Source organism: Marinoscillum sp. (assembly GCF_040222955.1).
Taxonomy (GTDB): domain Bacteria; phylum Bacteroidota; class Bacteroidia; order Cytophagales; family Cyclobacteriaceae; genus Marinoscillum.
Genome location: NZ_JAVKCA010000008.1, coordinates 340,130 through 362,066, shown reverse-complemented (window position 1 = coordinate 362,066; position 21,937 = coordinate 340,130). Strand labels below are relative to the sequence as shown.

General features: G+C 46.0%; 23 protein-coding genes. 9 read left to right on the top strand and 14 right to left on the bottom strand.

From position 1 onward, the window contains the following. Positions 1–32 precede the first annotated feature (32 nt). From carA to RIH33_RS07475, 4 genes are all read left to right on the top strand, one after another. On the top strand, positions 33–1,142 hold the full coding sequence (gene carA, locus RIH33_RS07490) for a glutamine-hydrolyzing carbamoyl-phosphate synthase small subunit (protein ID WP_406654523.1): 1,110 nt from the start codon (positions 33–35) through the stop codon (positions 1,140–1,142). Next, positions 1,139–2,419: a phosphopyruvate hydratase gene (eno, locus tag RIH33_RS07485; RefSeq protein WP_406654521.1), complete on the top strand. Its 1,281-nt coding sequence runs from the start codon at positions 1,139–1,141 to the stop codon at positions 2,417–2,419. Before carA ends, eno begins: the two co-directional genes overlap by 4 nt. Positions 2,420–2,535: 116 nt before the next feature. Beyond that, complete coding sequence (locus tag RIH33_RS07480; RefSeq protein WP_159585165.1) at positions 2,536–2,838, top strand: septum formation initiator family protein; 303 nt, start codon at positions 2,536–2,538, stop codon at positions 2,836–2,838. After that, on the top strand, positions 2,835–3,374 hold the full coding sequence (locus RIH33_RS07475; RefSeq protein ID WP_406654519.1) for a hypothetical protein: 540 nt from the start codon (positions 2,835–2,837) through the stop codon (positions 3,372–3,374). The genes RIH33_RS07480 and RIH33_RS07475 overlap by 4 nt, the downstream gene beginning before the upstream one ends. Here RIH33_RS07475 and RIH33_RS07470 read toward each other — a convergent pair. Further along, a complete protein-coding gene (locus tag RIH33_RS07470; protein WP_406654518.1) occupies positions 3,371–5,089 on the bottom strand; it encodes a helix-turn-helix domain-containing protein in 1,719 nt (572 codons plus the stop codon). The genes RIH33_RS07475 and RIH33_RS07470 overlap by 4 nt on opposite strands. A gap of 5 nt (positions 5,090–5,094) precedes the next feature. Then, entirely contained in the window at positions 5,095–6,177 is a 1,083-nt protein-coding gene (locus tag RIH33_RS07465; protein WP_406654516.1) for an Ldh family oxidoreductase, read from the bottom strand. A gap of 136 nt (positions 6,178–6,313) precedes the next feature. Between RIH33_RS07465 and RIH33_RS07460 the strand changes: the two genes are divergently transcribed. Continuing rightward, positions 6,314–7,894 carry a DUF4139 domain-containing protein gene (locus RIH33_RS07460; RefSeq protein WP_406654515.1) on the top strand — a complete coding sequence of 527 codons (1,581 nt, stop codon included), beginning with the start codon at positions 6,314–6,316 and terminating at the stop codon, positions 7,892–7,894. Here RIH33_RS07460 and RIH33_RS07455 read toward each other — a convergent pair. Beyond that, complete coding sequence (locus RIH33_RS07455; RefSeq protein ID WP_406654514.1) at positions 7,889–8,830, bottom strand: exopolyphosphatase; 942 nt, start codon at positions 8,828–8,830, stop codon at positions 7,889–7,891. The genes RIH33_RS07460 and RIH33_RS07455 overlap by 6 nt on opposite strands. 243 nt (positions 8,831–9,073) lie before the next feature. Between RIH33_RS07455 and RIH33_RS07450 the strand changes: the two genes are divergently transcribed. The 4 genes from RIH33_RS07450 (at position 9,074) to RIH33_RS07435 (ending at position 12,955) form a co-directional block, all read left to right on the top strand. Continuing rightward, on the top strand, positions 9,074–10,588 hold the full coding sequence (locus RIH33_RS07450) for an acyl-CoA carboxylase subunit beta (RefSeq protein WP_406654594.1): 1,515 nt from the start codon (positions 9,074–9,076) through the stop codon (positions 10,586–10,588). 88 nt (positions 10,589–10,676) lie between these two features. Further along, positions 10,677–11,744 carry a M42 family metallopeptidase gene (locus RIH33_RS07445; protein WP_406654513.1) on the top strand — a complete coding sequence of 356 codons (1,068 nt, stop codon included), beginning with the start codon at positions 10,677–10,679 and terminating at the stop codon, positions 11,742–11,744. A gap of 2 nt (positions 11,745–11,746) precedes the next feature. Continuing rightward, a complete protein-coding gene (locus RIH33_RS07440) occupies positions 11,747–12,502 on the top strand; it encodes a helical backbone metal receptor (protein ID WP_406654512.1) in 756 nt (251 codons plus the stop codon). Positions 12,503–12,607: 105 nt separating this feature from the next. Further along, entirely contained in the window at positions 12,608–12,955 is a 348-nt protein-coding gene (locus tag RIH33_RS07435; RefSeq protein ID WP_406654511.1) for a hypothetical protein, read from the top strand. A gap of 241 nt (positions 12,956–13,196) precedes the next feature. Here RIH33_RS07435 and RIH33_RS07430 read toward each other — a convergent pair whose 3' ends face one another. The 11 genes from RIH33_RS07430 to RIH33_RS07380 form a co-directional block, all read right to left on the bottom strand. Then, positions 13,197–14,024 carry an ABC transporter permease gene (locus tag RIH33_RS07430; protein WP_406654510.1) on the bottom strand — a complete coding sequence of 276 codons (828 nt, stop codon included), beginning with the start codon at positions 14,022–14,024 and terminating at the stop codon, positions 13,197–13,199. Beyond that, positions 14,021–14,914 (bottom strand): ABC transporter ATP-binding protein, encoded by an 894-nt coding sequence (locus RIH33_RS07425; protein ID WP_406654509.1) that lies wholly within the window; start codon positions 14,912–14,914, stop codon positions 14,021–14,023. Before RIH33_RS07425 ends, RIH33_RS07430 begins: the two co-directional genes overlap by 4 nt. After that, positions 14,911–15,420, bottom strand: a complete 510-nt coding sequence (locus RIH33_RS07420) for a hypothetical protein (protein WP_406654508.1) — start codon at positions 15,418–15,420, stop codon at positions 14,911–14,913. Before RIH33_RS07420 ends, RIH33_RS07425 begins: the two co-directional genes overlap by 4 nt. Next, a complete protein-coding gene (locus RIH33_RS07415; RefSeq protein WP_406654506.1) occupies positions 15,410–15,928 on the bottom strand; it encodes a DUF4252 domain-containing protein in 519 nt (172 codons plus the stop codon). The genes RIH33_RS07420 and RIH33_RS07415 overlap by 11 nt, the downstream gene beginning before the upstream one ends. Positions 15,929–15,964: 36 nt before the next feature. After that, positions 15,965–16,387: a hypothetical protein gene (locus tag RIH33_RS07410; protein WP_406654505.1), complete on the bottom strand. Its 423-nt coding sequence runs from the start codon at positions 16,385–16,387 to the stop codon at positions 15,965–15,967. Beyond that, positions 16,371–16,883 carry an RNA polymerase sigma factor gene (locus RIH33_RS07405; RefSeq protein ID WP_406654503.1) on the bottom strand — a complete coding sequence of 171 codons (513 nt, stop codon included), beginning with the start codon at positions 16,881–16,883 and terminating at the stop codon, positions 16,371–16,373. The genes RIH33_RS07410 and RIH33_RS07405 overlap by 17 nt, the downstream gene beginning before the upstream one ends. 173 nt (positions 16,884–17,056) lie before the next feature. Next, positions 17,057–17,644 (bottom strand): hypothetical protein, encoded by a 588-nt coding sequence (locus RIH33_RS07400; protein ID WP_406654502.1) that lies wholly within the window; start codon positions 17,642–17,644, stop codon positions 17,057–17,059. A 148-nt stretch (positions 17,645–17,792) separates the two neighbouring features. After that, entirely contained in the window at positions 17,793–18,413 is a 621-nt protein-coding gene (locus RIH33_RS07395) for a hypothetical protein (RefSeq protein ID WP_406654500.1), read from the bottom strand. A 39-nt stretch (positions 18,414–18,452) separates the two neighbouring features. Beyond that, the gene (locus RIH33_RS07390; protein ID WP_406654498.1) at positions 18,453–18,905 is read right to left on the bottom strand and encodes an N-acetyltransferase family protein; all 453 of its coding nucleotides are present in this window, start codon (positions 18,903–18,905) and stop codon (positions 18,453–18,455) included. Between the two features lie 117 nt (positions 18,906–19,022). Further along, a complete protein-coding gene (locus RIH33_RS07385; RefSeq protein ID WP_406654497.1) occupies positions 19,023–21,467 on the bottom strand; it encodes a PspC domain-containing protein in 2,445 nt (814 codons plus the stop codon). 5 nt (positions 21,468–21,472) lie between these two features. Further along, complete coding sequence (locus RIH33_RS07380) at positions 21,473–21,814, bottom strand: PadR family transcriptional regulator (protein ID WP_406654496.1); 342 nt, start codon at positions 21,812–21,814, stop codon at positions 21,473–21,475. Between the last annotated feature and the right edge of the window lie 123 nt (positions 21,815–21,937).

The following is a 21,937-nucleotide window of genomic DNA, read 5'->3' as shown; positions in this document are numbered from 1 at the left end:
TTGTGAACGATAATTTCTTATTTTTGCAAGCCATGAAGCAACCAGAAAGAAAAAAAGCCCTCCTGCTACTAGAAGACGGTTCTGTCTTTGAAGGATATTCAATAGGGAAAACCGGTACCTCCGGAGGCGAAATATGTTTTAACACAGGAATGACAGGCTATCAGGAGATCTACACAGATCCTTCTTACTATGGTCAGATCATTGTGAACACCACACCGCACATTGGTAACTACGGGGTGCATGTTGATGAAGATGAATCAGCTCATCCGATGATCCAGGGCCTGGTAGTGAATGATTTCACCCATCAGTATAGTCGTAAGACAGCCTCTGAAGGCCTCCATGAATACCTGGAAAAACATAACACTGTCGGTATTACAGATGTGGATACGCGTATGCTCGTAAGACATATCCGTACCAAGGGCGCTATGAATGCCGTGATTACCTCAGAGATTTTCGACCTGGATGCGTTAAAGACCAAACTGAGTGAGGTACCTAGTATGGAGTCATTGGAGCTTTCCAGTGTCGTTACTACCAAAGAGGCTTATGAAGTAGGCCAGGAGAATTCGGGCTTAAGAATTGCCGTGATGGATTTCGGGATCAAAAGATCTATTCTTAAGAATTTCGTGAAGCGTGATTGTCATTGCAAAGTATTCCCGGCAAAGACCACCCTTTCGGAAATGGAGGCGTGGAAGCCTGACGGTTACTTTTTATCCAATGGACCCGGCGACCCGGCAGCAATGGACTATGCCGTAGAAACTGTAAAGGGCATACTAGCTAAAAATTACCCTGTTTTTGGTATTTGCCTGGGCAATCAACTTCTGGCGCGGGCGGTGGACATAGATACCTTCAAAATGCATCATGGCCACAGAGGCCTTAATCACCCGGTGAAAAACCTGAAAACAGGCAGGAGCGAAGTGACTTCCCAAAACCACGGGTTTTCGGTGAATATGGACTCTTTAAAAAACTCAACAACAGCAGAACTTACCCACCTCGATTTAAATGATAATACTGTCGAAGGACTCAGGTTGGTCAACAAGCCAGCTTTCTCCGTACAGTATCATCCGGAATCATCCCCAGGACCCCATGATTCTGCCTATTTATTTGACGATTTTATACAACTAATTAAAGATCAGAAATCATGAGTATTATTGAAAGTGTACACGCAAGACAGATTCTGGATTCCAGAGGCAATCCTACTGTGGAGGTAGATGTTTATACCGAAAATGGTTTTATGGGCCGTGCAGCTGTTCCTTCCGGGGCATCTACAGGTGAGCATGAGGCTGTTGAATTGCGCGACGGTGACAAATCCAAATATCTGGGAAAGGGTGTTTTGAAAGCAGTGGAAAATGTGAATGAGCACATCGCCCCTGAGATCGTTGGAATCTCTGTATTTGAGCAGAAGCTCATTGATGATGTGATGATCGAGCTTGACGGCACACACAACAAGAGTAAGTTAGGCGCCAATGCTATTCTTGGTGTTTCTTTGGCTGTAGCCAAAGCGGCAGCTGAAGAGTCTGGTCAGTCACTATATCGCTATTTGGGTGGAGTGAACGCACACGTGTTGCCTGTGCCGATGATGAATATCATTAACGGTGGGTCGCATTCTGATGCGCCGATTGCCTTTCAGGAGTTTATGATCAGGCCAGTAGGCGCACCTTCGTTCAGTGAAGCTTTGCGCATGGGTGCGGAAGTATTTCATAACCTGAAAAGCATTATTAAGGACAAAGGATTAAGTACTGCAGTAGGTGATGAAGGTGGTTTTGCCCCTAACTTCTCCGGAGGTACAGAAGAGGCATTGGATGCCGTATTGAAGGCGATTGATAAGGCTGGCTACAAGGCAGGAAAAGACATCACCATAGCGATGGACTGTGCTTCTTCAGAGTTTTTCGAAGGTGGTAAATACAACTATGCCAAGTTCGAAGGAGAGAGCGGTAAGGTACGTACCAGCGCTGAGCAGGTAGACTACCTGGCCTCTTTGGTGGAGAAGTATCCAATCGACAGTATCGAGGATGGATGTGATGAGAATGACTGGGAAGGATGGAAACTCCTGACGGAGAAAATTGGCAGCAAATGTCAGTTGGTAGGAGATGATCTATTGGTGACCAACGTGAAATTTCTTGAAAAAGGAATCAAAGAAAAGGCTGCGAACTCTATCCTGATCAAAGTAAACCAGATTGGTACTTTGTCAGAAACTTTTGCTGCTATAGAAATGGCTCACAAGGCAGGATGGACTGCAGTGGTTTCGCACAGATCAGGTGAGACGGAGGATAACACCATTGCCGATATCTCTGTGGCATTGAACACTGGCCAGATCAAAACAGGTTCTATGTCAAGATCTGACAGAATGGCCAAGTACAATCAGTTATTGAGAATAGAAGAAGAATTAGGCGATATGGCCAAGTATCCTTCAGCGAAATAATTAGCGAAGTGTAGGCGGAATTTTCCGTCTTAAAATTTTAATAAACTAAAAGAGTTGAACTGCCGTTCTTTTTGGAGAATGGAATTCAGCTCTTTTTTTTATCTTTAAGTCCAACTATGAAGCGCTTCTACGAAAAAGTACCCCGGATATTCAAGAACTTCTACTTCTTATCTGCTTTATTCTTCCTCATCTGGATGCTTTTTTTTGATTCCAATGACATCATTACGCAAATCAAGCTGGGGCATAAGCAAGCCGAGTTAGAGAATGCCAAGGAGTTTTATGAGCATAAAATCGTGGAGGTGAAAAATGACCGTGAAGCACTCCTCAATAACAAGGAATTGCTTGAAAAGCTCGCCCGCGAAAAGTATCTGATGAAAAAGGAGTCTGAGGATCTTTACATCATTGTTGAGGAAGAATGAGAATAAAATTTAGCCTGATTATTTTCCTGGTATTTGGAGTGCTATCAGTATCCAAGGCCCAGTACCGCCAGTCTCGTGGTGGTAGCTTATCCGATAAAGTTTATTTTGGAGGCGGTGGTGGTTTTAGTGGTGGGACACAATATCTCAATTTGAGTGTTTCTCCCCTGGTGGGTTATAAGTTCACCGAGCAATTTTCTGCAGGCCTTCAAATTACTTATCAATACACCAAATTTGGTCAGGCTACGGCATCCAATTACGGGGGTGGGCCTTTCTTGAGGTATAACTTCTCACCTAAATTTTTTGGGTACACACAATATGAGTACCTCAATTTTGGCCTTCTTATACCAGGTACTCCAGAGCCGGAGCGTTATCATTTCAATAGTTGGTTTGTGGGGATTGGTTATTCTGAACCACTTGGGCGTAACATGGCTTTTAATATTACTGCACTTTATAACCTGCTTTATCAGGACGGTTCAAACTCGCCTTATAATAGTCCTTTGCAGTTTAGAGTCGGGATAGTAGCTGGTCTGTTTTAGTCCACAAACAGCCGGGTGAGCCGAATGGTTTCGTAGTCCATCTGCCCGTTCATAGCTTTGAATATGAAGCCAAGTTTCACCCTGCCATCTTTGTCGTAAAACTCTTCCTGGTTTTGATCTTTCAGTTTTTTGATGGTCTTCTCCACTTTAGCGATGGTCCGGTCATCAGGCTTGAACTTGCTCAGATCAATCTCTTTTTCCTCTTCGGTGATTCGTTCCAGGTGCCCGACAATGGTGCCTAGCGAGAGCTCCCTTTCGAAAGCGATTTCTTCAAGCGTTTTACCTTCACCGATGAGTTTTAGCGTTTTTTGATAGGTACTTTCTTTTTTTTCTTTGGTGTAGTACTTCCTTTCCCTTTTCAGATTCGCCTCGATTGCCTCTTCATCATTGGTTCCGTTGGATCGGCTTATGAAGTCCAGAAAGGCAATGCTCAATTCATCTTTCGGGATTTTATTGAGCCAGTCTTCACTTTCTTCAGATAATTCCTGAAACCTGTTGTCGGCTTTTACCGCCAGTGGATCCAACTCTAATGAAATCCGATTGATGCCCCCGAGTATGAGGCCCTCCCAGCTTTTCAGACGAGAGAGTGCTACATAGCCTTGCCCTGCTTCAAAGGTTTTAGATAGGTCCATCTCAGCGTTATCCAGGGTCATTCCCTGGCTTTTGTGCACAGTGATGGCCCAGGCCAGTCGCAGCGGTATTTGTTTGTAGGAGGCCAGAATGGTTTCTTTTTCATCACTCACCGTCCATTCTTCCGGCTTGGCAATCACCGTTCTCCCGGAGTCCATATTGACGATAGGATAGCCTTCTTCCCGATCAAAACCCATGACGGTTCCGGTGCTACCATTGAAATAGCCCTTTTCAGGATTGTTTTTCACAAACATCACCCTGGCATCCTCTTTTAGCTCAAGAGCCGGAGCAGCCAGCACAGATTGTTTTAAGCCTTCCAGGATCTTCGATTTGCCTTTGGTTTCGGCATAAAACACCTGAATAGGGTTTTGATTTTCTTCCAGACGTTTGGCATTCATCGCATCCACATCCGCATTGTGCGTGTAAAGCCGCAGTGCATCGGGAATGGTCCTGGTGTCTTCCAGCTTTTCACGGAGCCTCTCCAGTGAATCATCTGATACATCCTGACTTCTGATTTCTGAAAGAATAAACGACAGGGTATCCTGACCTTGTCTGAATTGTTGTTTCAGGTAGCAGATTTTGAGCTTTGCTTCCACCCATACCGGCGCCATAAAGGCAAACTTTTCGCGGTTGGTCATAGGCGCCCTGCTTACTGGTGGTAGCTGAAAGAAGTCACCCGAGAGGATTACCTGCACGCCGCCAAAGGGTGCTTTGCTTTTGCGAAAATGCTTGAGGATATCACTGATACCTGTCAGTACTTTGCCAGAGAGCATCGAAATCTCATCGATAATGAGCACATGCACCGCCTTGATTCTGTTGACTGTTTGTCTGTTTTTAGCAATCTGATCCAGGTCTTTAGAGGTGATTTCTTCACGAATCCCAATCCCTGACCAGGAGTGTATGGTTTGTCCACCGATGTGCGTGGCAGCGATGCCCGTGGAAGCAGTGATCGCCAGCGGGACCTCCCGTACTCTGAGGTATTCTATATATTGATTGATCAGGTAGGTTTTACCAGTTCCTGCCGAACCTGTGAGGTACACATTCTGTCCTGTTTTTAATATGGCAAGAGCGGTTTCCTGATTCACGTGTTTTATATTTCACCCGGAAATTGTACCCCATATCTGTCGGAGAGCCCCTTCAGGTCGTTGACCACAGCATCTAAAAGTGGTATCCCATCTTTCCTCCGCTCATGCTCCAATTTCCGCTCCGGATCACCAGGGATTAGTACATCGTGGCCTTTCATGATGGGCTCTGCATTCCTGAATCGACCGATCCAGTTGTCCATGTGGGATTTGAATTCTCCAGAAGGCCTAAATCCATCAATGCGCATGGCTCCAAAGAAATGACCTATGCCTTTGCCTACCGGATCAGCAGCCGGTTCCATAAATGCCACAAAAGGAGGCACCCAGGGTCCGTAGTTGGCGCCAGAGAGCACAGCAGATAGGATGTCCACCACTGAAGAGAGTCCATACCCTTTATGTGATCCGTGTTCACGATCTCCACCAAGAGGCAAAAGCGCTCCACCGTCTTTTACTCCATTTGGGTCGGTGGTACTTTGCCCGGAAGCATCCTGTATCCACCCGGTTGGCGCTTGCTTATTTTTACGTTGTAGTATTTCCAATTTACCATTGGCAGCCGTGGTGGTAGCCATGTCAAGTACAAAAGGAGGTTCTTTGTCAGCCGGGATAGCCACGGCTATTGGGTTGGTGCCCAGGAGTCGCTCTTTGCTGAAGGTAGGGGCTACCAGCGGACTGGCATTAGTCATGGCGATGCCTATGCAGTCATCTTTCAGTGCGAGCATGGCGTGATACCCAGCTATTCCATAGTGGTTTGAATTTCTTACAGCTACCCATCCGGACCCAACCTGCTTCGCTTTATCAATGGCCAGATTCATGGCTTCCGGGCCCACTACCAGGCCGAGTCCCGCATCTCCGTCTATAACGCCCGTGCTGGGTGTTTCATGAACGATTTTTATGTCCGGTCGGGTGTTTACCCTGTTTTTATCAATGAGGCGCACATAACCTACAAGCCGGGCAACTCCATGGGAGTCTACTCCCCGGAGATCCGCACTCAGGAGCACCTGGGCGCCCAATCGGGCATCCTTTTCGGGACATCCGGCGGCCTCCAATATAGATTTTGTAAATTGGAATAATGAGTCGTGCGCTACTACCATTCAGTTATTATTAAGTAAAACATAATATCCTTGGCAAGATAATTGGTCGGCAAATTACAACAGAATATATTAAGCATAAAGCATGCTTCAATTTAGCTTCTGAAAAACTAAAATTTTAATCGTTAATCCCAACTTTATGAAATTTATTATCGTGTGTTTTTTGAGTATTGGCCTGTGGTCGGTCTCTGCGAAGGACATTGATTCAAAAGTAGAAAGTGTTACCATTTTCCTCAATCAGGCTCAGGTTTCCCGATCAGCCAGCATCGTCATTGGACCAGAGACGGATCAGCTGGTTTTTACAGGCTTATCCTCCATGCTTGACCCCAATTCAGTACAGGTGAAAGGGGAGGGTAGTTTTATTATTCTGGGTACTTCGTTCAGGCAAAACTATTTGACAGATGAAAACCTTCCGAATGCTGTCATAACACTAAAGGACCAAATTGAATTACTGGAAGGAAAAATTGCCAATGTGGACAACCAGCAATGGGCGCTGAAGTCTGAGGAAGACATGCTCAAAGCCAATCAGGTGATTAAAGGAGCGAATCAGAACCTGGGTGTGAATGAGTTAAAGACCATGGCAGACTATTACCGGACCAGAATTCAAGCCATTAAGGACAAGGGCTATGAGTTGCAGTTGGTGAGAAAGGACCTGGATAAAGAACTAATAAAACTCAAAAATCAACTGGAGGAACAGCATGCTAAGGAGCAAATGGTCTCCGGTGAAGTGGTGATCGATATAAGTACCTCCAGGTCACAAACGGTTCATTTGAATCTCTCTTATGTGGTGTCGGGAGCATCCTGGAATCCTACTTACGATTTTCGGGCAACCTCCTCGTCAGAGAAAATTGATCTACTGTATAAGGCCAATGTTTATCAAAACAGCGGCGAGAAATGGGAGAATGTGAAGTTGACGTTGAGCACTTCGAATCCCTCCATTGGGGGATGGTTGCCTACAGTCCGCCCATGGTACCTCGATTTTTTCAGCGCTGCGCCATATCAAAACAAAGTGTCTATGCCAGCCGCCAGGTCTCAGGCCTTTGATGCCATGCCGATGGAAGAAGAGGTTTTAATGGAGTCTGTGATGGACTACACGCAGCTTACCGAAGGGTTGACTGCCGTGAATTATGAGATTGAACTCCCTGTGACTATGATTTCCGGAGGGAAGGAAATCACTGTGGCCATAAGAGAAGAGCAGGTTGATACGGAATTCCTTTACCAATCCACTCCGAAATTATCAGAACGAGTGTATCTGGTGGCGAAGACCAAAAACTGGCAGGCTTTGAATCTGCTTCCCGGCGAAATGAATGTTTTCTATGAGGGTGGTTTTGTCAATAAAACTTACTTAAATCCCGAAGCTGAGCTGGATGAGTTGAATATTTCTTTAGGGGTAGATCAGGGCCTAAAGATCACCCGCAAACCAGTGCGGGATCTCACGAATGATCAACTTATTGGGAACAAGAGACGCATTAGTTATCAATATGAAATCAAGGTGAAAAACACCAGGTCCAAATCAATTGACATAGAGGTCTTTGATCAGGTGCCGTTGAGCAAAAACACGGACATTGAGATTAGCGAGATCCTATTGGGTGGCGCTCAGCACAACGAAAAGACCGGGTTGCTTACCTGGAGTTTTACGCTGGAGCCTACCATGGAGAAAAACATGAAGTTTGGATACGAAGTGAAATACCCCAAGGATAAACGGGTGTCCGGACTATGATGCCGATTCTTTCTTCAGGGAGTGGAGTGTGCTGAGCAGCACTCCCTCTTTGAGGGCATAAGCAGAGACTCGAATATTTTCTATACCAAGCTGGCTGATCACAAAGTCTATCAACACACAGGCCACCACGATCATATCTACACGCAGGGGAATCATGCCAGGGATTTCCAGGCGTTGTGCCCGGGTTTTAATGAGCAGGTCACTAAAGATGAGACCAAAGGCCTCCAGAGTCAGGGGATACTCTGTTTCTTCATCGGCTTTTCCTATTCCGTTAGCTAGTCTGTAGATATCACTAAGTGTATCAAAAGTGCCCGACGAACCTATGAGGGTTTTGGGTTGGAAAGTAGCACATGCTTCAAATAATTCTTCAAGGTTTTCCTCGAGATAGCTTTTCAGTGAGGCAATTTGTTCGTTTTCAATCGGATCACTTTTCTGAAATTTCTCAACCATTCGCTGACCGCCAATCTCAAAACTTTGCTTCCAGAGCATTTCGGTATCCGTGCCAATAATGAATTCGATACTTCCACCACCAATGTCCATGATCAGAGTGGGTTCTTTGCCGATTGGGAGTGCTCTTTTCACACCGTAGTAGATGTACTCGGCTTCCTGTAATCCTGAGATGATGCGGGTTTCGATCCCCGTCTGATTCTTGATCATTTGCACGAGTTCCTTGCCATTTCGGGCGTTTCTGATGGCACTGGTTGCCGTGGCGAAAACCTGGTCTGCTCCTTCATTTTTGATGATTTCTTTGAAGTGCTCAAGCGTCTTCAATGCCCGGTCTATCGCATCATCGGTGATCATTCCGTGATTGATTCCTTTCTCCCCGATTTTTACTGCTACTTTTTCCCTGAATACTATTCGGAAGTCTCCATTTGCCACTTTCACCAGGATGAGGTGGAAGGTATTGGTACCCATGTCTATTACGGCGATTCTCATTTTCCTCAGAATTTCAGGGCGCAAGATACTATAATCTCCAAATACCCGGGGACGGATATCTTTGGTAACAAATAAATCACGTACTTAATCCTGAGATAAATCAGGTTTTATTTGAACCCATGCATTGATTAACTTGCCGGTGAATTTTCAAACGGCATTAAACCCCAAAATATGAGTTCAGAAAAGCCAAAAACGGCATCTTTTGTCAAATCAACTCACCAGAAAATAGAGGAGCTGGAGCAAATGAATGCAGAAGCCATGCTCGGTGGAGGCCAGTCCCGAATAGATAAGCAACACCAAAAAGGCAAACTCACGGCTCGGGAGCGGATAGATCTGCTACTTGATCCAGGGTCTTTTCAGGAGATCGGAAAGTTCGTAGTGCACAGAGGGAGAGATTTTGGTATTGATAAGCAAAAAATTCTGGGTGATGGTGTGGTGACCGGATACGGGACAGTCAATGGACGACTTATCTACGTGTTTAGCCAGGACTTCACCGTTTTTGGAGGGTCCCTTTCAGAGACTTTTGCCGAAAAGATTGTGAAGATCATGGACATGGCCATGAAAAATGGTGCACCTGTCATTGGACTGAATGACTCTGGAGGGGCAAGAATTCAGGAAGGTGTGGTTTCACTTGGAGGCTATGCGGATATTTTCTACCGAAACACCCGGGCTTCAGGTGTGGTGCCTCAGATCTCTGCCATCATGGGTCCCTGCGCAGGCGGTGCCGTGTACTCCCCCGCCATTACAGACTTTATCTTCATGGTGGAGCAAACCAGCTACATGTTTGTGACTGGTCCCAATGTGGTAAAGACTGTAACTCAGGAGGATGTGACTTCTGAGGAATTGGGTGGTGCCAGTGCCCACAGTGTGAAAAGTGGAGTAACACATTTCTCTTCCAAAAATGAGGCGGCATGTATTTTGGATATTAAGAGACTACTTACCTATATACCCTCGAATTGTGAAGAGGAGCCACCAAGGCTCCCTTATGAGATGAATGGAGATGAGATCATCCCGGCTCTGGATGATATTTTGCCGGATAACCCGAATCAGCCATATGACATCAAAGAGGTGATCAAAGGGGTGGTGGACAAGGGTTCATTCTTTGAAGTACATGAAAAGTTTGCGGACAATATTGTCGTTGGGTTTGCTCATTTAGCCGGACGCAGTATTGGCATAGTAGCCAATCAGCCGATGAGTATGGCGGGTGTGCTGGACAATGATTGTAGCAAAAAAGCTGCGAGATTTGTGCGCTTCTGTGATGCGTTCAATATCCCGCTGTTGGTTCTGGTAGACGTGCCGGGATTCTTGCCTGGGACGGATCAGGAGTGGAACGGCATCATCATGAACGGAGCCAAACTTCTTTACGCTTTCAGTGAAGCAACCGTTCCCAGAATTTCGGTCATCACCAGGAAGGCCTACGGCGGTGCTTATGACGTGATGAACTCAAAACATATCGGCTCTGACATGAACTTTGCATGGCCTACTGCTGAGATTGCTGTGATGGGTGCTCAGGGCGCTTCGGAGATTATTTTCAAAAGAGAAATAGACAAGGCCGAAGATCCGCATCAGAAGCTTCAGGAAAAAATAGATGAATACACCGAGAAGTTTGCTAATCCCTACAAGGCTGCAGAAAGAGGGTTTATTGATGAGGTGATTCTACCTCACAACACCCGGGCCAAGTTGATCAGGGCTTTTGGCATGCTGGAGAATAAGGTGGACAATATGCCCAAAAGAAAGCACGGTAACATTCCCCTGTAAGGAAGGTAGTTTAAGGTTTTCAAAAACATATCGACCTTTCGTGGCTTACTACTAAAGGAGCGGAGAAATAATATTTTCAAACTAATATATGGATAGCAAGAGTAAAGATTTTTTATTCAAATACTTAAACAATGCATCACCCACGGGATTTGAAACCAGTGGACAGGAAATCTGGCTGGATTATATCCGGCCTTATATCGATGACTATTTCACGGATACTTATGGGTCTGTAGCCGCCATCATCAATCCCGAAGCAAAATACAAAGTGGTCATAGAAGCACATGCGGATGAGATCAGCTGGTTTGTGAATTATATCACCGATCAAGGCTATATCTATGTGGTGCGCAATGGTGGTTCGGATCATCAAATAGCACCCTCCAAGCGCGTGAACATTCATACGAAGAAAGGGGTGGTTAAGGGGATTTTCGGATGGCCTGCTATCCATGTCAGAAAAGACAAGGAAGACTCTCCGACCCTGAAGAATATTTTCATAGATGTGGGAGCCGGCACCAAGAAGGAAGTAGAGGAAATGGGTATCCATGTGGGCTCGGTGATCACTTTTGATGATGAGCTGATGGAACTCAATGACAAATACCTGGTAGGGCGTGCTTTGGATAATCGCATCGGTGGTTTCATGATAGCAGAAGTAGCACGCAGGATCAAGGAGAATGGCATCGAGCTCCCCTTTGGCCTTTATGTGGTCAATGCAGTACAGGAGGAAATAGGGCTGAGAGGCGCAGAGATGATTGCTCACAGGATCAAGCCCAACCTGGCCATCATCACCGATGTGACTCATGATACCAATTCTCCCATGTATGATAAAATCACGAGTGGAGACATTAGCTGCGGTGACGGTCCGGCGATTTGCTACGGCCCGGCGGTTCAAAACAACGTGCTGGACATGATCATTGGTATTGCTGAAAAAGAGCAAATTCCTTTTCAGCGTCGGGCAGCTTCGCGCTCCACGGGTACAGATACAGATGCTTTTGCGTACAGCAATGAAGGCGTGGCCTCCGCTTTAATTTCTATCCCGCTGAAGTACATGCACACTACGGTGGAAACTTGTGCCAAGGATGACCTGGAAAACACGATTCAACTCATCTACGAAACCGTCATTCAGGTAAAGGATGGTCAGGATTTTAGGTATATGAAATAACATTGAGCAACCACAAGCTCATATTCAAAGATCAAATGGGGAGGGATGTAGAAATCAACTTTCCTCCCCGTAGGATCATCTCGCTCGTTCCTTCTATTACGGAGCTGCTCATAGATCTTGGAGCAGAAGTGGTTGGAAGAACCAAATTCTGTATTCATCCGAAGGACAAAGTATCACCAATTCCGATCGTAGGAGGGACTAAAAACTTTCGATTTGAGGTGATTGACGACCTGAAACCGGACCTGATAGTAGGGAACAAGGAAGAAAACTACCAAGCAGGGATCACCAGGCTCTCGGAACGGTATCCTGTCTGGATGAGTGACATTACTGAGCTAAATGATGCCCTGGAAATGATCAGGATGCTTTCTGAGGTGACTAACAGGGAGGAGGAGGGTGCTCTCATCCGGGCCCGCTTGCTTGCTCAATTGGACGGTTTGCAAAACTCAAAATCCGGAAGTGTATTGTACCTGATCTGGAAAAAGCCATGGATGGCTGCCGGTAGGGACACCTATGTTCATCATTTCCTGGAGCATCTCGGTTATGACAATGTGGTGTCCGCTTCCAGGTACCCCGAGCTGAGCGAAAGTGAGATCGCTGACCGCTCACCAGACCGGATACTCTTAAGCTCCGAGCCCTTCCCATTTCAGGAGGGGGACCAGAAGGCTCTTCAGTCCATTTTCCCCGATTCATTGATCGAGCTGGTAGATGGTGAGGCCTACAGCTGGTATGGTTCACGCCTGCTCAAGGTAGATCTGTAGACCGTTTTTTCTTATTCATCGATGCCTTGGGCATGATCGGCTAATAACATTCTGTTTTCTTCAGGTGGAAAGATAGATTTGATTAGGTGCTAATTGAGTCAGCGGATGTCAAATAAAGGTGAAAATTTCCAAGCAAATATTGATGAGGGCAGAGATTATTTTAAGAGCATAGTAAGTGCTTTTGTTCGTGAAATGCCCGAAAAATTACGATTTCTTACCCTGGCCTCCCGGCACGGAGACTTTGCGGAAGTGGGATTCATTGCCCATCATATTGCGGCCAGATGTGAGGTGATAGCGGCCAACGAAATTTCGGCTACGGCCAGACAGCTGGAGGTAGAAGCCAATAGCAACTCATCCAATGTCAGCCACAGCGTGCTGTCGCTTGTCAGCGATATGCAGAAACTCATGAAGAAAATGGGCTATGACATGGGCGATCAGAGTCACCACTATTGAAACGGACATACTTCATCCATTCACCCCTGCCAAAGGGAGCCTTTCATTCACTGAAATAATTTGATTTTAAAGCTTAGAGATCAGTTCCATGTGCTCTCCACTTACTAAGTAAGCTGTGGCCACAAGAACGACAATCAGAATTGCCAAGGTTCTGATGAGTCTTTTCGATTGAGTACTCATACGGTTGCGATTAGGTTGTTGGTATCTCAAATTTATGAAAAAGGAATGAGAAAAGAAATGGTTATTTGAGGTCTCTCCTGTTGAGTAGAAAGAGGATCCCACTCAAATAGATAACCAACCAGCCCGAAGCGATAAGTAGTGCTTTCATGGGTACGTTATCCACTATTTCCATGAATAGGTACTTTGGAAAAGGCACCGGAATGAGCCCGTTGAGTGCTTTGATCGGAAGAAATGGGGCGATCTCGGCCCATAGTGATCCCTTAAACCATGGAGATTCTTCCAGAATCAGCGCCAAAATGGGCTCGAACATCAGCGTATAGAGGAACAGTAGTACGATCACAAAACCAGACTTCTTGATGATCAGTGATAGGAGAAAGGCAAGTGAGCAGTAAATTATGATGTCATAAAAGTATGCGGCCAAAAATTCCAGTTCGTCCAGAATGTAACGAGCACCCCACACATGGGAGTAGATGGCACCATTGATCATGCCAGAAATAAACAGAAAGAGGGTGCTGATCAGCGCCAGGGTGGCGATGAAAAGTAATTTGCTTGCCAGATATTCCTTTTTGCTGATTCCGTCAATGACATTTTGCCGAAGGGTATTGTATGTCTGATCATTGTTGACAGAGATGATCACGATGAAGGCCAGGAGAACTTTAAGAAATGAACCCAGGTAGGTGGTGTTTTGCCAGATGTCCGGAAAATCGTAGATGGGCAGTATCGTAGGGTCTATTCCATTGAAGTCTGCCCCTTTGGATTTCAGGTATTCTAATAAAAACATACCTCCGAAGCAAATGACCAATAGTGCCAGCAGGTACATTCCTAGAAGGATCCAGAAGGTCCTGTAATCCCTGATTTTAAGCCATTCCAGTTTGAGTGCCCTGATCATTTTTCCTTAAGTATTTTTAGAAATTCCTGCTCCAGTGAGCGGGTTCTGGTGAGTAGTTTTTTCAAAACAATCCCATGCTCAAAACAGAATTGATTAATGTCTGCAGCCTTCAACTGATCGGTGACTGTCAGTGTCAATTGACCATTGGCTCGTGTGATCTCTGTGATGTTGGTATTGTCAGCCAGGAGTGCTTCCAGCTTCACCAAATCTTCGGTGACCACCTCTATCTCATTGGTTTCCCCCAATATTTCGTCTACGCTGCCTTCATGGAGCTTGAGGCCTCTGCGCAATACGCAGAAATGTGTGCATACTTTCTGTACCTCGTCCAGCAGGTGACTGGCCATGATAATGGTTTTTCCCTCTGCAGCTATGCGCTGTATGAGTTGCCTGATTTCTGCGATGCCCTGAGGGTCCAGGCCGTTGGTGGGTTCGTCCAAAATGAGGACCGGTGGGTCTGCCAGAAGGGCCGCGGCTATGGACAGCCGCTGTTTCATGCCCAGGCTATAGTTTTTGAAGCGATCATCCTTACGCTCATAAAGCCCCACCTGCTCCAGCACCTGTTCTATCCTTTCAGTAGGGCACTGTTTGATATGGGCGGTGATACGGAGGTTTTGCACAGCCGTGAGGTACGGGTAGAAGCAAGGGGTCTCCAGAATGGCCCCTATCTGTTTCCGGGCGTCAATGGGGGACATACCTCCGAACCATTTGTAGTTTCCGGAGGTGGGGGCCACCACATCCAGTATCATCCCAAGGGTAGTGGTTTTTCCACTTCCATTGGGGCCAAGTATTCCGTAGATCTGACCTTCATCTATACTCAGGTGGAGATCTGAAACCGCTACAAATTTCCCGAAGTGCTTGGTCAGTCCGTTTATTTGGAGTGTGTTGCTCAATGTTCGTCGCTTGTAGGGTCTAAAAAATTAAACAGGTCTTCTTTTCTCATGGTGTTGAGGAGTGTGGGGATTTTTTGCCAGGCGATGGCTCCACGCAGGTAAAACGCTACGGCCAGTTCATCCTGCATCAGGTACCCAACAAAGGTATTGGTGCTGGATTGCTCTGATCCAAGGATGGCCAGGGAGAGATCACCACCATAGGCCATGGCATATTCCTCGTAGCCTGCCGAGGCATAGTCTTCTGCAATCTTCCTATAGCCTTTGTCGGCCCGGATGCCACTATCCAGCATATAGATGAGCAGCTTGTCTATGTCCTTGACCAATTCATTATACTCCTGGTTTTTGGTGAGATTGATCATACGGAGAGTGCTGGGATAAAAGGCGTATTTATGCTCGTTCCGATCCTCTACCAGTGTTTTCAGGATATCTTCCTGCGCAAAAAGGGGCCGATAACTCAGCCCCAGTAGGATCATCAGGATCAAGTATTTTCCCGATCTATTTTTCATCTATTTTGCTCAGATTTTCCAGACCATCTACCTTCATCGATTTGGCAATTTTAGAAATGCTTTTCAGGTCGATTTCTCCATAGAGGCTGAGGAGGACGAATCGTTTTTTACCGCCAACCACCATGAGCAGCTCTTCTATTTTTCCAGCTTTCTCTTTGATGGAGAATTTCATGTTTTCCTCCGCATCCTTCACCGACATGAGCTCTTCGTATCCGGCATTTTGAATGTCCATCAGTACTTTGCTGTACATCTTGGCCGCATTACCAATGCTATCCGCCACGATTATTTTCAGGCCTTTGAGCTTGCTCACGGCTTTGAGAAACTCATCCTCCGTGGCGCTACCTGTTTCCAGGTCTGTGAATAGGGAGAACATTTTGCTACTTACGGAGACTTTGGTGAAGGCTTCGTCATCAGCCAGCTCTGTGAAATATTTGTTGACCACCGTGCCCTGAGCCATCAGGCTTACAGAAAACACGCTGAGAATGATTATTAAAAGTCCTTTTTTCATGATTTGAGTATTAAAGTTTTTGAATGACAGAGGTGCTTAGTTCTCACGAATGAGCTCTTCTGCCTTGTTGAGATTGTTTATTTCAGTAGAATAGGTTTTGCCTTCATTGAGTCCGGAGGAGACCATCAGTAGCGCTTTCCGGGTGATCTCAAAGGCTTCCCTGGGATCTTCCACGGCAAATTCACTTTGCTTACGGGCATCCTGTATCACCAGCACCGCCGCCATCAGGCCGATGGTCACTGCTGCAGCCACTGACCATCTGGCTCGCCTTCCGGCACGTCCTGGGTGTGCAAATTTCACTTCCGGATCTGCTTTCAGTCGATTAAGCTCACGAAAGTAAGATCCCTCTGGTGTAAGAGACGGATTTTTGCCAAAGTGCTCCTTGAGCTCCATTTCTTCCTGTATGGAAGATTCACCAGCCCAGTACTTTTCAAGTAATCCTTTAATTCGCGACTCCATATGACTCAATTTTTTCCATTGAAGACCTGATTTTCGTTCGAGCTCTGTGCAGGGCAACCTTCACTTCGCTCAGGTTCAGGGAAAGTACCTCCGCAATTTCCTGATACGGCAACTCCTCTACCTCCCGGAGGTGGTAGATTTCCCGCTGCTTGGGGGAAAGGGTGTCAAGTACCTTTTGCAACCAGTGCATCTGATCAGTCATCAAGGCCTGATAGTCCGCACTGTCATTATTGGGTTGGTCCATTTCCAGATCCGAAATCACTGTAAACCGATTCGTTTTCACCCAGTCGTAACACTGGTTTCGGGTAATGCGCATTGCCCATGCCTCCGGACTCTGGACACCTTCCAACATTTGTCTTTTGGTCCAGATTTTAGCCAAGCACTCCTGTACGACATCCTGTGCAAGCTCCGTCTCTTTTAAGATGGATTTGGCATACCGAAACATTTTGCCTGTAGCCGGTATGATGTGCGTTTCGAAGAGTTGGTTTGGTGACATTCAAAAAGGAGACGCCCTGTTTGATCTAAAGTTACACCGGATGAAAATAAAAAAAGGGAATATGGGGAAATGTGGAAGAATCCAGTGAACAAGATAGCCAGATGAGGACACAGGGCGAAAAAAAGCCACTCCCTGAGGGGAGTGGCTAGCAGCTGATTCTTAATTAATATTATTTAGTAAAGGGGTACCAGTTGTTCTAATTTGTCTATGCCATCCTGCACGATTTGGACACGAATTTCATAGCCATCAAATTGTGACATGTCGATGTTTTTGGTCATCATGCGATCATTGGGCTCCCAGTACATCATCTTCAACAGCTTGTCATAGTTGTCATAGATGAAGATATTCATTGGGTTCATATTGTAGGTGGAGACATTCACCATGAGGGTGGGGTAGTCTCTTTTGAGTGTAATGCTCGCATCCATGATTTCCTTTTCGCTTCTGAGCGCAATAGGTTCAGCCACAGATGTACCATCATATGAAATCACAAATTCATACTCCCCATTTTTTAGTTCTGTCAGCCCGAAGGGTTTTGAAAAGCCCTTGGCGGTGAAGGACTCCTGAATGAGCGTGGTCCCGCGTTTGTCCTGAAGACTCACATTGACTGTTCGGACGAGTGTGTCCGCGAAGAATACGGTATAGATTTTTTCAAGGTCGTTTTTGTAGACCTTGATCATCGGCATTCTTGTCTGTTTTTCGGGATCGCTGGCAGATAGACGCACAGCTACCAGCACAAGTATGGCGTATAGTAAGCTCTTCATTTTATTAGGTGGTTGGACCGCAAATAAAGGCAATAAGAATATGCCGCTGGCTATTCCCCGGGATCAACTTGCGTTTAATTTGAAGAGTGGGAATAATGTAGCGGTGGATAGGAAATCCTTTTTATGGCAACCGGGTCGTTTGCTGGGGTTAAATATTCGCTTCAGCCTGGTCCAGCAGGTATTTATAAGCTGAGAGTTCTTCCACCAGTTGGATTTCAGCCTGAGCCGAATCCTTAAAAATCAGGTACCTGATGAGCACTTCTTCCTGGTCCCATTTCATTTGGAAACGGTTGAGGTGTTCGTTGATTCGTGCTCTGCCATTTGTTTTTAATACAATTTTCTCCGATTTCGAAATGTTCCTTGTGGAATCATTCAGTGCCTTAAATTTGAAGCTTCCATATGACTTCATGAGTTCCTGACTGATGTCACTTTCCAGGTCATATTTCTTCTTGCAGAGCATGCCGTCTATGAAGTAAAGGGTAAGCCGGTTGACCTGAGCGTTCGAGACATAGAGCTCGGGGTTTTCTACGATATAAAACTCGGCCCGGTCACCGAAAAATTTTCCATATAGGTGTTCTTCGGCCACATTGACCTGGTTTTTTGGCGTACCGATCTCCACGGTAATGAGGCTATAGGTAACGGCCTTATCATGATTGGCTTTTTTCCCGAGCTCTGTAAGGCCTTGACGGTGGGGTTCCCTGACGCCTTCTGGCCTGGAACATGAGACAATGAGAATGATGACTGTGATGAGCGTGATGGTGAGTTTCATAGATAAGTGACAGGTGATATTTAAATATACCGTGTTTAACTAAAAGTGTAATTTGAAACCCTCATGGCTGGCTACAAATCCATGACGCTCATAAAATCTGATGGCATCAGGGCGTTTTTTGTCCGAAGTGAGTTGAAGCATTTTAACTCCCCGGATTTTCGATCGACTGATCGCCCATTGGATGATTTTTTCGCCAATTTTTAGTCCTCGTTTGTTCTTTTTCACCCGGACAGACTCTATCATGGATCTGCTACTGCCCAGGTAGTTGAGGTATTGGATAAATGTCATTTGGAAAGTGCCGATGATTTCTCCTGCTTCTTCAACGACCATGAGTTCCTGATTAGTATCCTGATCTATGACCTCAAACGCCTGATAGTAGGCTGGTGGTAGTGGGTCTGCGGGTTGTTCTCTGAGCTGACCCAGCGGGTCATCGGCCAGCAATTGAATGATCGCGGGTAAATCTGTGCGGGTGGCTTGTCTGAAGGAAATCATGGGCTCGGTTTTACTATTGTATGAAAATAGTGATTTAAAAAAATAAAAGCCCCACAGCTAGACATCTGTGGGGCCAAAACAAACCGAAAGACTGTAATTATTCTATTTGTTTTTATTCTAATCTCTGTCTACAGAGCTAATGCCGTCTTCGTCAATTTTCACATTTCGGGTGCCTCTGTACTTTACTTTACTCACTCCGGCGGCATCTATTTCGATTTCCTCACTTCCATTCACTTCAGCTTTGGAGGCGCCAATGGCGCTTACTTCCACCCGCCGTGCTAAGAAATCGAAGGCTTCAAGCCGGGAAGCCCCAACTAAATCAGCATTGAGTTCTTCTGCCTCACCTCTCAGCTCCATGGTGGATGCTCCGGTGAGGGTGAGTTCGAGTCTTCTGGGGTTTACGTTTACATACAAATCGCATGCTCCGGTGAGCTCCATGGTGATTTCATCCTCATCAAAGCCCTTCACTTCACCATCGGTGTCTCCTATTACTTCCAGGTACTGAAGTTTAGGCATGGTGATGAAAATGCCCACTTTATCAGATCGTTTGTCTTTCCACCACTCCCAACTGTCTTCCTTAAACTTCACTTCCAGGCGATCCCCCACTTGGTTGAGGTATACTTCATCCAGATCGTCATCGTCTCCTCGTACGGTCACCTGCCACTCGTCTCCCTGTCTGATATCCACATCGAAGAACGAGGCTATTTTCACTTCATCAAAATCTTCGAAGGGATAGTCTATTTTCTCAGAGCCGGAGTATGAACTGCTTTTTTCGCTTCTGTTCATCTCTTTGTCAAAGCTTTTGGACGATCGGTCAGGGCAGGTAAGGCATTTGATGCCATCCTGCTCAAATACCCAGTCGTTACCTTCCATCTGGTAGGGTCGGTATCCGTTGATGTGAAGTGTATTGATCAGGATTTCCTCCAGGTCTTCTTCCATCCTAAAAGTCTTTCCAAAAGGAATGTAGAAGTAGGCCTTCACATTTTGAAACCTGTAGTTTGCCTCTTCGGGGAAGGTGATTTTGGAATCGAAGTAAAAATCATCTCCTTTTTGTTCCACTTTGTATTCTATAGTCTGCGCGTTCGCCTGGGCATCGCGTTTGTTTTTGCCACGGCTTTCGATATTCAACAATAGCTGGTAGGTGCTGTCCTCATGCCCTCTCAGCCGCAGGTCTACCGCATCAAATGTGTCAAGGCCCAGATCGTTCAGTCGCAAGGTAGGAGTGGCGGCAGTCACAGGATAGGTTTTGTCCACCCTGAGGTCATCTTCAGTAGCAAATTCCTGAGCAAATCTTGGAACGGTAACGGCTGCAAAAATGAGTGCTACTATCCACAGGGTAAACAATGACCAGCCCACATAGGCGTTGGCCACTCTTCTTTTCAAAATAATAACCAGCCCCAGTAAACTCACGGCAAGTGCCGGAATGAACATCACAATGAAGACTGAAGCGATGGACCATCCATCCAGTGATCTTTGAATAAGTTCGATTGGGAAGTCCGATAGATGGACGTAGTTTTCCCAGCCGCCGATACCCAGAATCCCAAATATGGCCACGATGAAACCGATCATTGTAGAAACCCCGATGATGAGCAGGAGTACCCCAAAGGCAATGCGAATGAGTTCCGCGAGAAAGCGAAGTACCGGCCCCAGTACCCGACCGATGCCAGTGATAATCAGAGCGATCAGCCGGAAGGGAAACAACAGGATTTTCACCAATGCATTTTCTTCACCCTCTTTTACATTTAGTCCTTTTTTTACATTTTCTTCAATATTGGAGAGGGTGACAGGTTCTCCCTGCATCTGCATTTTCTCCGTGATGGTTTTGGCTTCAGGTGAAATGATCCACAAGATGATGTAGGCCACTATACCTGCTCCACCAAGAAAGATGGAGAGCACAAATAGAAGCCTGATCACTGTAGTGTCTGTGCCAAAATAGGAAGCGATACCACTGGCAACACCACCCAGTACCCGTTCATCCGAGTTTCTGAAGAGCTTTTTCACTTTCTGATCTTCCTCCAGGGTGTCGTTTGGAGGCAATACGATCCATAAAATGATGTAGGCCAACAAGGTGGCTCCACTGAGTCCGCCAAGGAATACATTGATGAATAGTAGTACGATCAGTAACCTGATCCACAAAGGATCGATACTGAAGTAATGCGCAATCCCGGCAGCCACACCGCCGAGAATTTTTCTTTTGGTATCCCGGTAGAGTCTCTTAGTGGCAGAAGGGGCGGGCTCTTCCGCTTGGGGTTCCTGCTGAGCTGAGGAGGCTTTTGGTTCCTCAGGCTCTGCTTCTATGGTTGCCTCAAAGTCACGGGTTGTTCCCATGGTAGCTATCAGCTCTTCTACATCCTCCAGGTTGACCGTCTGGCGGCCATCCGCAAGTTTGGAAAGAAAGATCTCTGCGATCCGGCTTTCTATGTCGGCAATGATCTCACCACTGTCCTCAAAAGTGGAGAAGTACCTATTGACAGAATCAAGATAATTTTTCAGTTTATCATAGCCATCTTCCTCTATGTGAAAGATGATGCTACCGATGTTTATGCTTACAGTCTTCTTCATGATTTTTATTTTGAGTTCTTGTTCACAGAGATGATTCGTCCTGTGGATGTTACCAGTTCTTCCCAGGTCTGATCCAGGCCGCTTAGAAAAGAGGTGCCTTCTTCAGTGAGGGTATAGTATTTTCGGGGTGGCCCGGAGTTGGACTCCACCCATTTATAATCTACCAGGCCGGCCTTTCTAAGCCGGGTAAGTAGCGGATAGAGGGTGCCTTCCACCACCATGATCTTTGCTGAGGTAAGCTCTTCGAGCATATCAGAGGCGTACACCTCGCCCCTGGCGATGATATGGAGAATGCAAAACTCCAGAATTCCCTTTCGCATCTGTACTTGTGTGTTTTCAATGTTCATTTTCCATGAGTTTATGAGTTTCCCGCGTCACGACTGATAGTGTATACGGAAAGGTACTATGCATGGCCGAGTACCTAGTAAAAAATATTACCTGTTTACGCGATATTCTTTAAAAAAATACAT

Coding starts and splice junctions, on each gene's coding strand:
- carA (WP_406654523.1), top strand. CDS start 33: ATGAAGCAACCAGAAAGAAAAAAAGCCCTCCTGCTACTAGAAGACGGT.
- eno (WP_406654521.1), top strand. CDS start 1,139: ATGAGTATTATTGAAAGTGTACACGCAAGACAGATTCTGGATTCCAGA.
- RIH33_RS07480 (WP_159585165.1), top strand. CDS start 2,536: ATGAAGCGCTTCTACGAAAAAGTACCCCGGATATTCAAGAACTTCTAC.
- RIH33_RS07475 (WP_406654519.1), top strand. CDS start 2,835: ATGAGAATAAAATTTAGCCTGATTATTTTCCTGGTATTTGGAGTGCTA.
- RIH33_RS07465 (WP_406654516.1), bottom strand. CDS start 6,177: ATGGTAGTAGCGCACGACTCATTATTCCAATTTACAAAATCTATATTG.
- RIH33_RS07460 (WP_406654515.1), top strand. CDS start 6,314: ATGAAATTTATTATCGTGTGTTTTTTGAGTATTGGCCTGTGGTCGGTC.
- RIH33_RS07455 (WP_406654514.1), bottom strand. CDS start 8,830: ATGAGAATCGCCGTAATAGACATGGGTACCAATACCTTCCACCTCATC.
- RIH33_RS07450 (WP_406654594.1), top strand. CDS start 9,074: ATGAATGCAGAAGCCATGCTCGGTGGAGGCCAGTCCCGAATAGATAAG.
- RIH33_RS07445 (WP_406654513.1), top strand. CDS start 10,677: ATGGATAGCAAGAGTAAAGATTTTTTATTCAAATACTTAAACAATGCA.
- RIH33_RS07435 (WP_406654511.1), top strand. CDS start 12,608: ATGTCAAATAAAGGTGAAAATTTCCAAGCAAATATTGATGAGGGCAGA.
- RIH33_RS07430 (WP_406654510.1), bottom strand. CDS start 14,024: ATGATCAGGGCACTCAAACTGGAATGGCTTAAAATCAGGGATTACAGG.
- RIH33_RS07420 (WP_406654508.1), bottom strand. CDS start 15,420: ATGAAAAATAGATCGGGAAAATACTTGATCCTGATGATCCTACTGGGG.
- RIH33_RS07415 (WP_406654506.1), bottom strand. CDS start 15,928: ATGAAAAAAGGACTTTTAATAATCATTCTCAGCGTGTTTTCTGTAAGC.
- RIH33_RS07410 (WP_406654505.1), bottom strand. CDS start 16,387: ATGGAGTCGCGAATTAAAGGATTACTTGAAAAGTACTGGGCTGGTGAA.
- RIH33_RS07405 (WP_406654503.1), bottom strand. CDS start 16,883: ATGTCACCAAACCAACTCTTCGAAACGCACATCATACCGGCTACAGGC.
- RIH33_RS07400 (WP_406654502.1), bottom strand. CDS start 17,644: ATGAAGAGCTTACTATACGCCATACTTGTGCTGGTAGCTGTGCGTCTA.
- RIH33_RS07395 (WP_406654500.1), bottom strand. CDS start 18,413: ATGAAACTCACCATCACGCTCATCACAGTCATCATTCTCATTGTCTCA.
- RIH33_RS07390 (WP_406654498.1), bottom strand. CDS start 18,905: ATGATTTCCTTCAGACAAGCCACCCGCACAGATTTACCCGCGATCATT.
- RIH33_RS07385 (WP_406654497.1), bottom strand. CDS start 21,467: ATGAAGAAGACTGTAAGCATAAACATCGGTAGCATCATCTTTCACATA.
- RIH33_RS07380 (WP_406654496.1), bottom strand. CDS start 21,814: ATGAACATTGAAAACACACAAGTACAGATGCGAAAGGGAATTCTGGAG.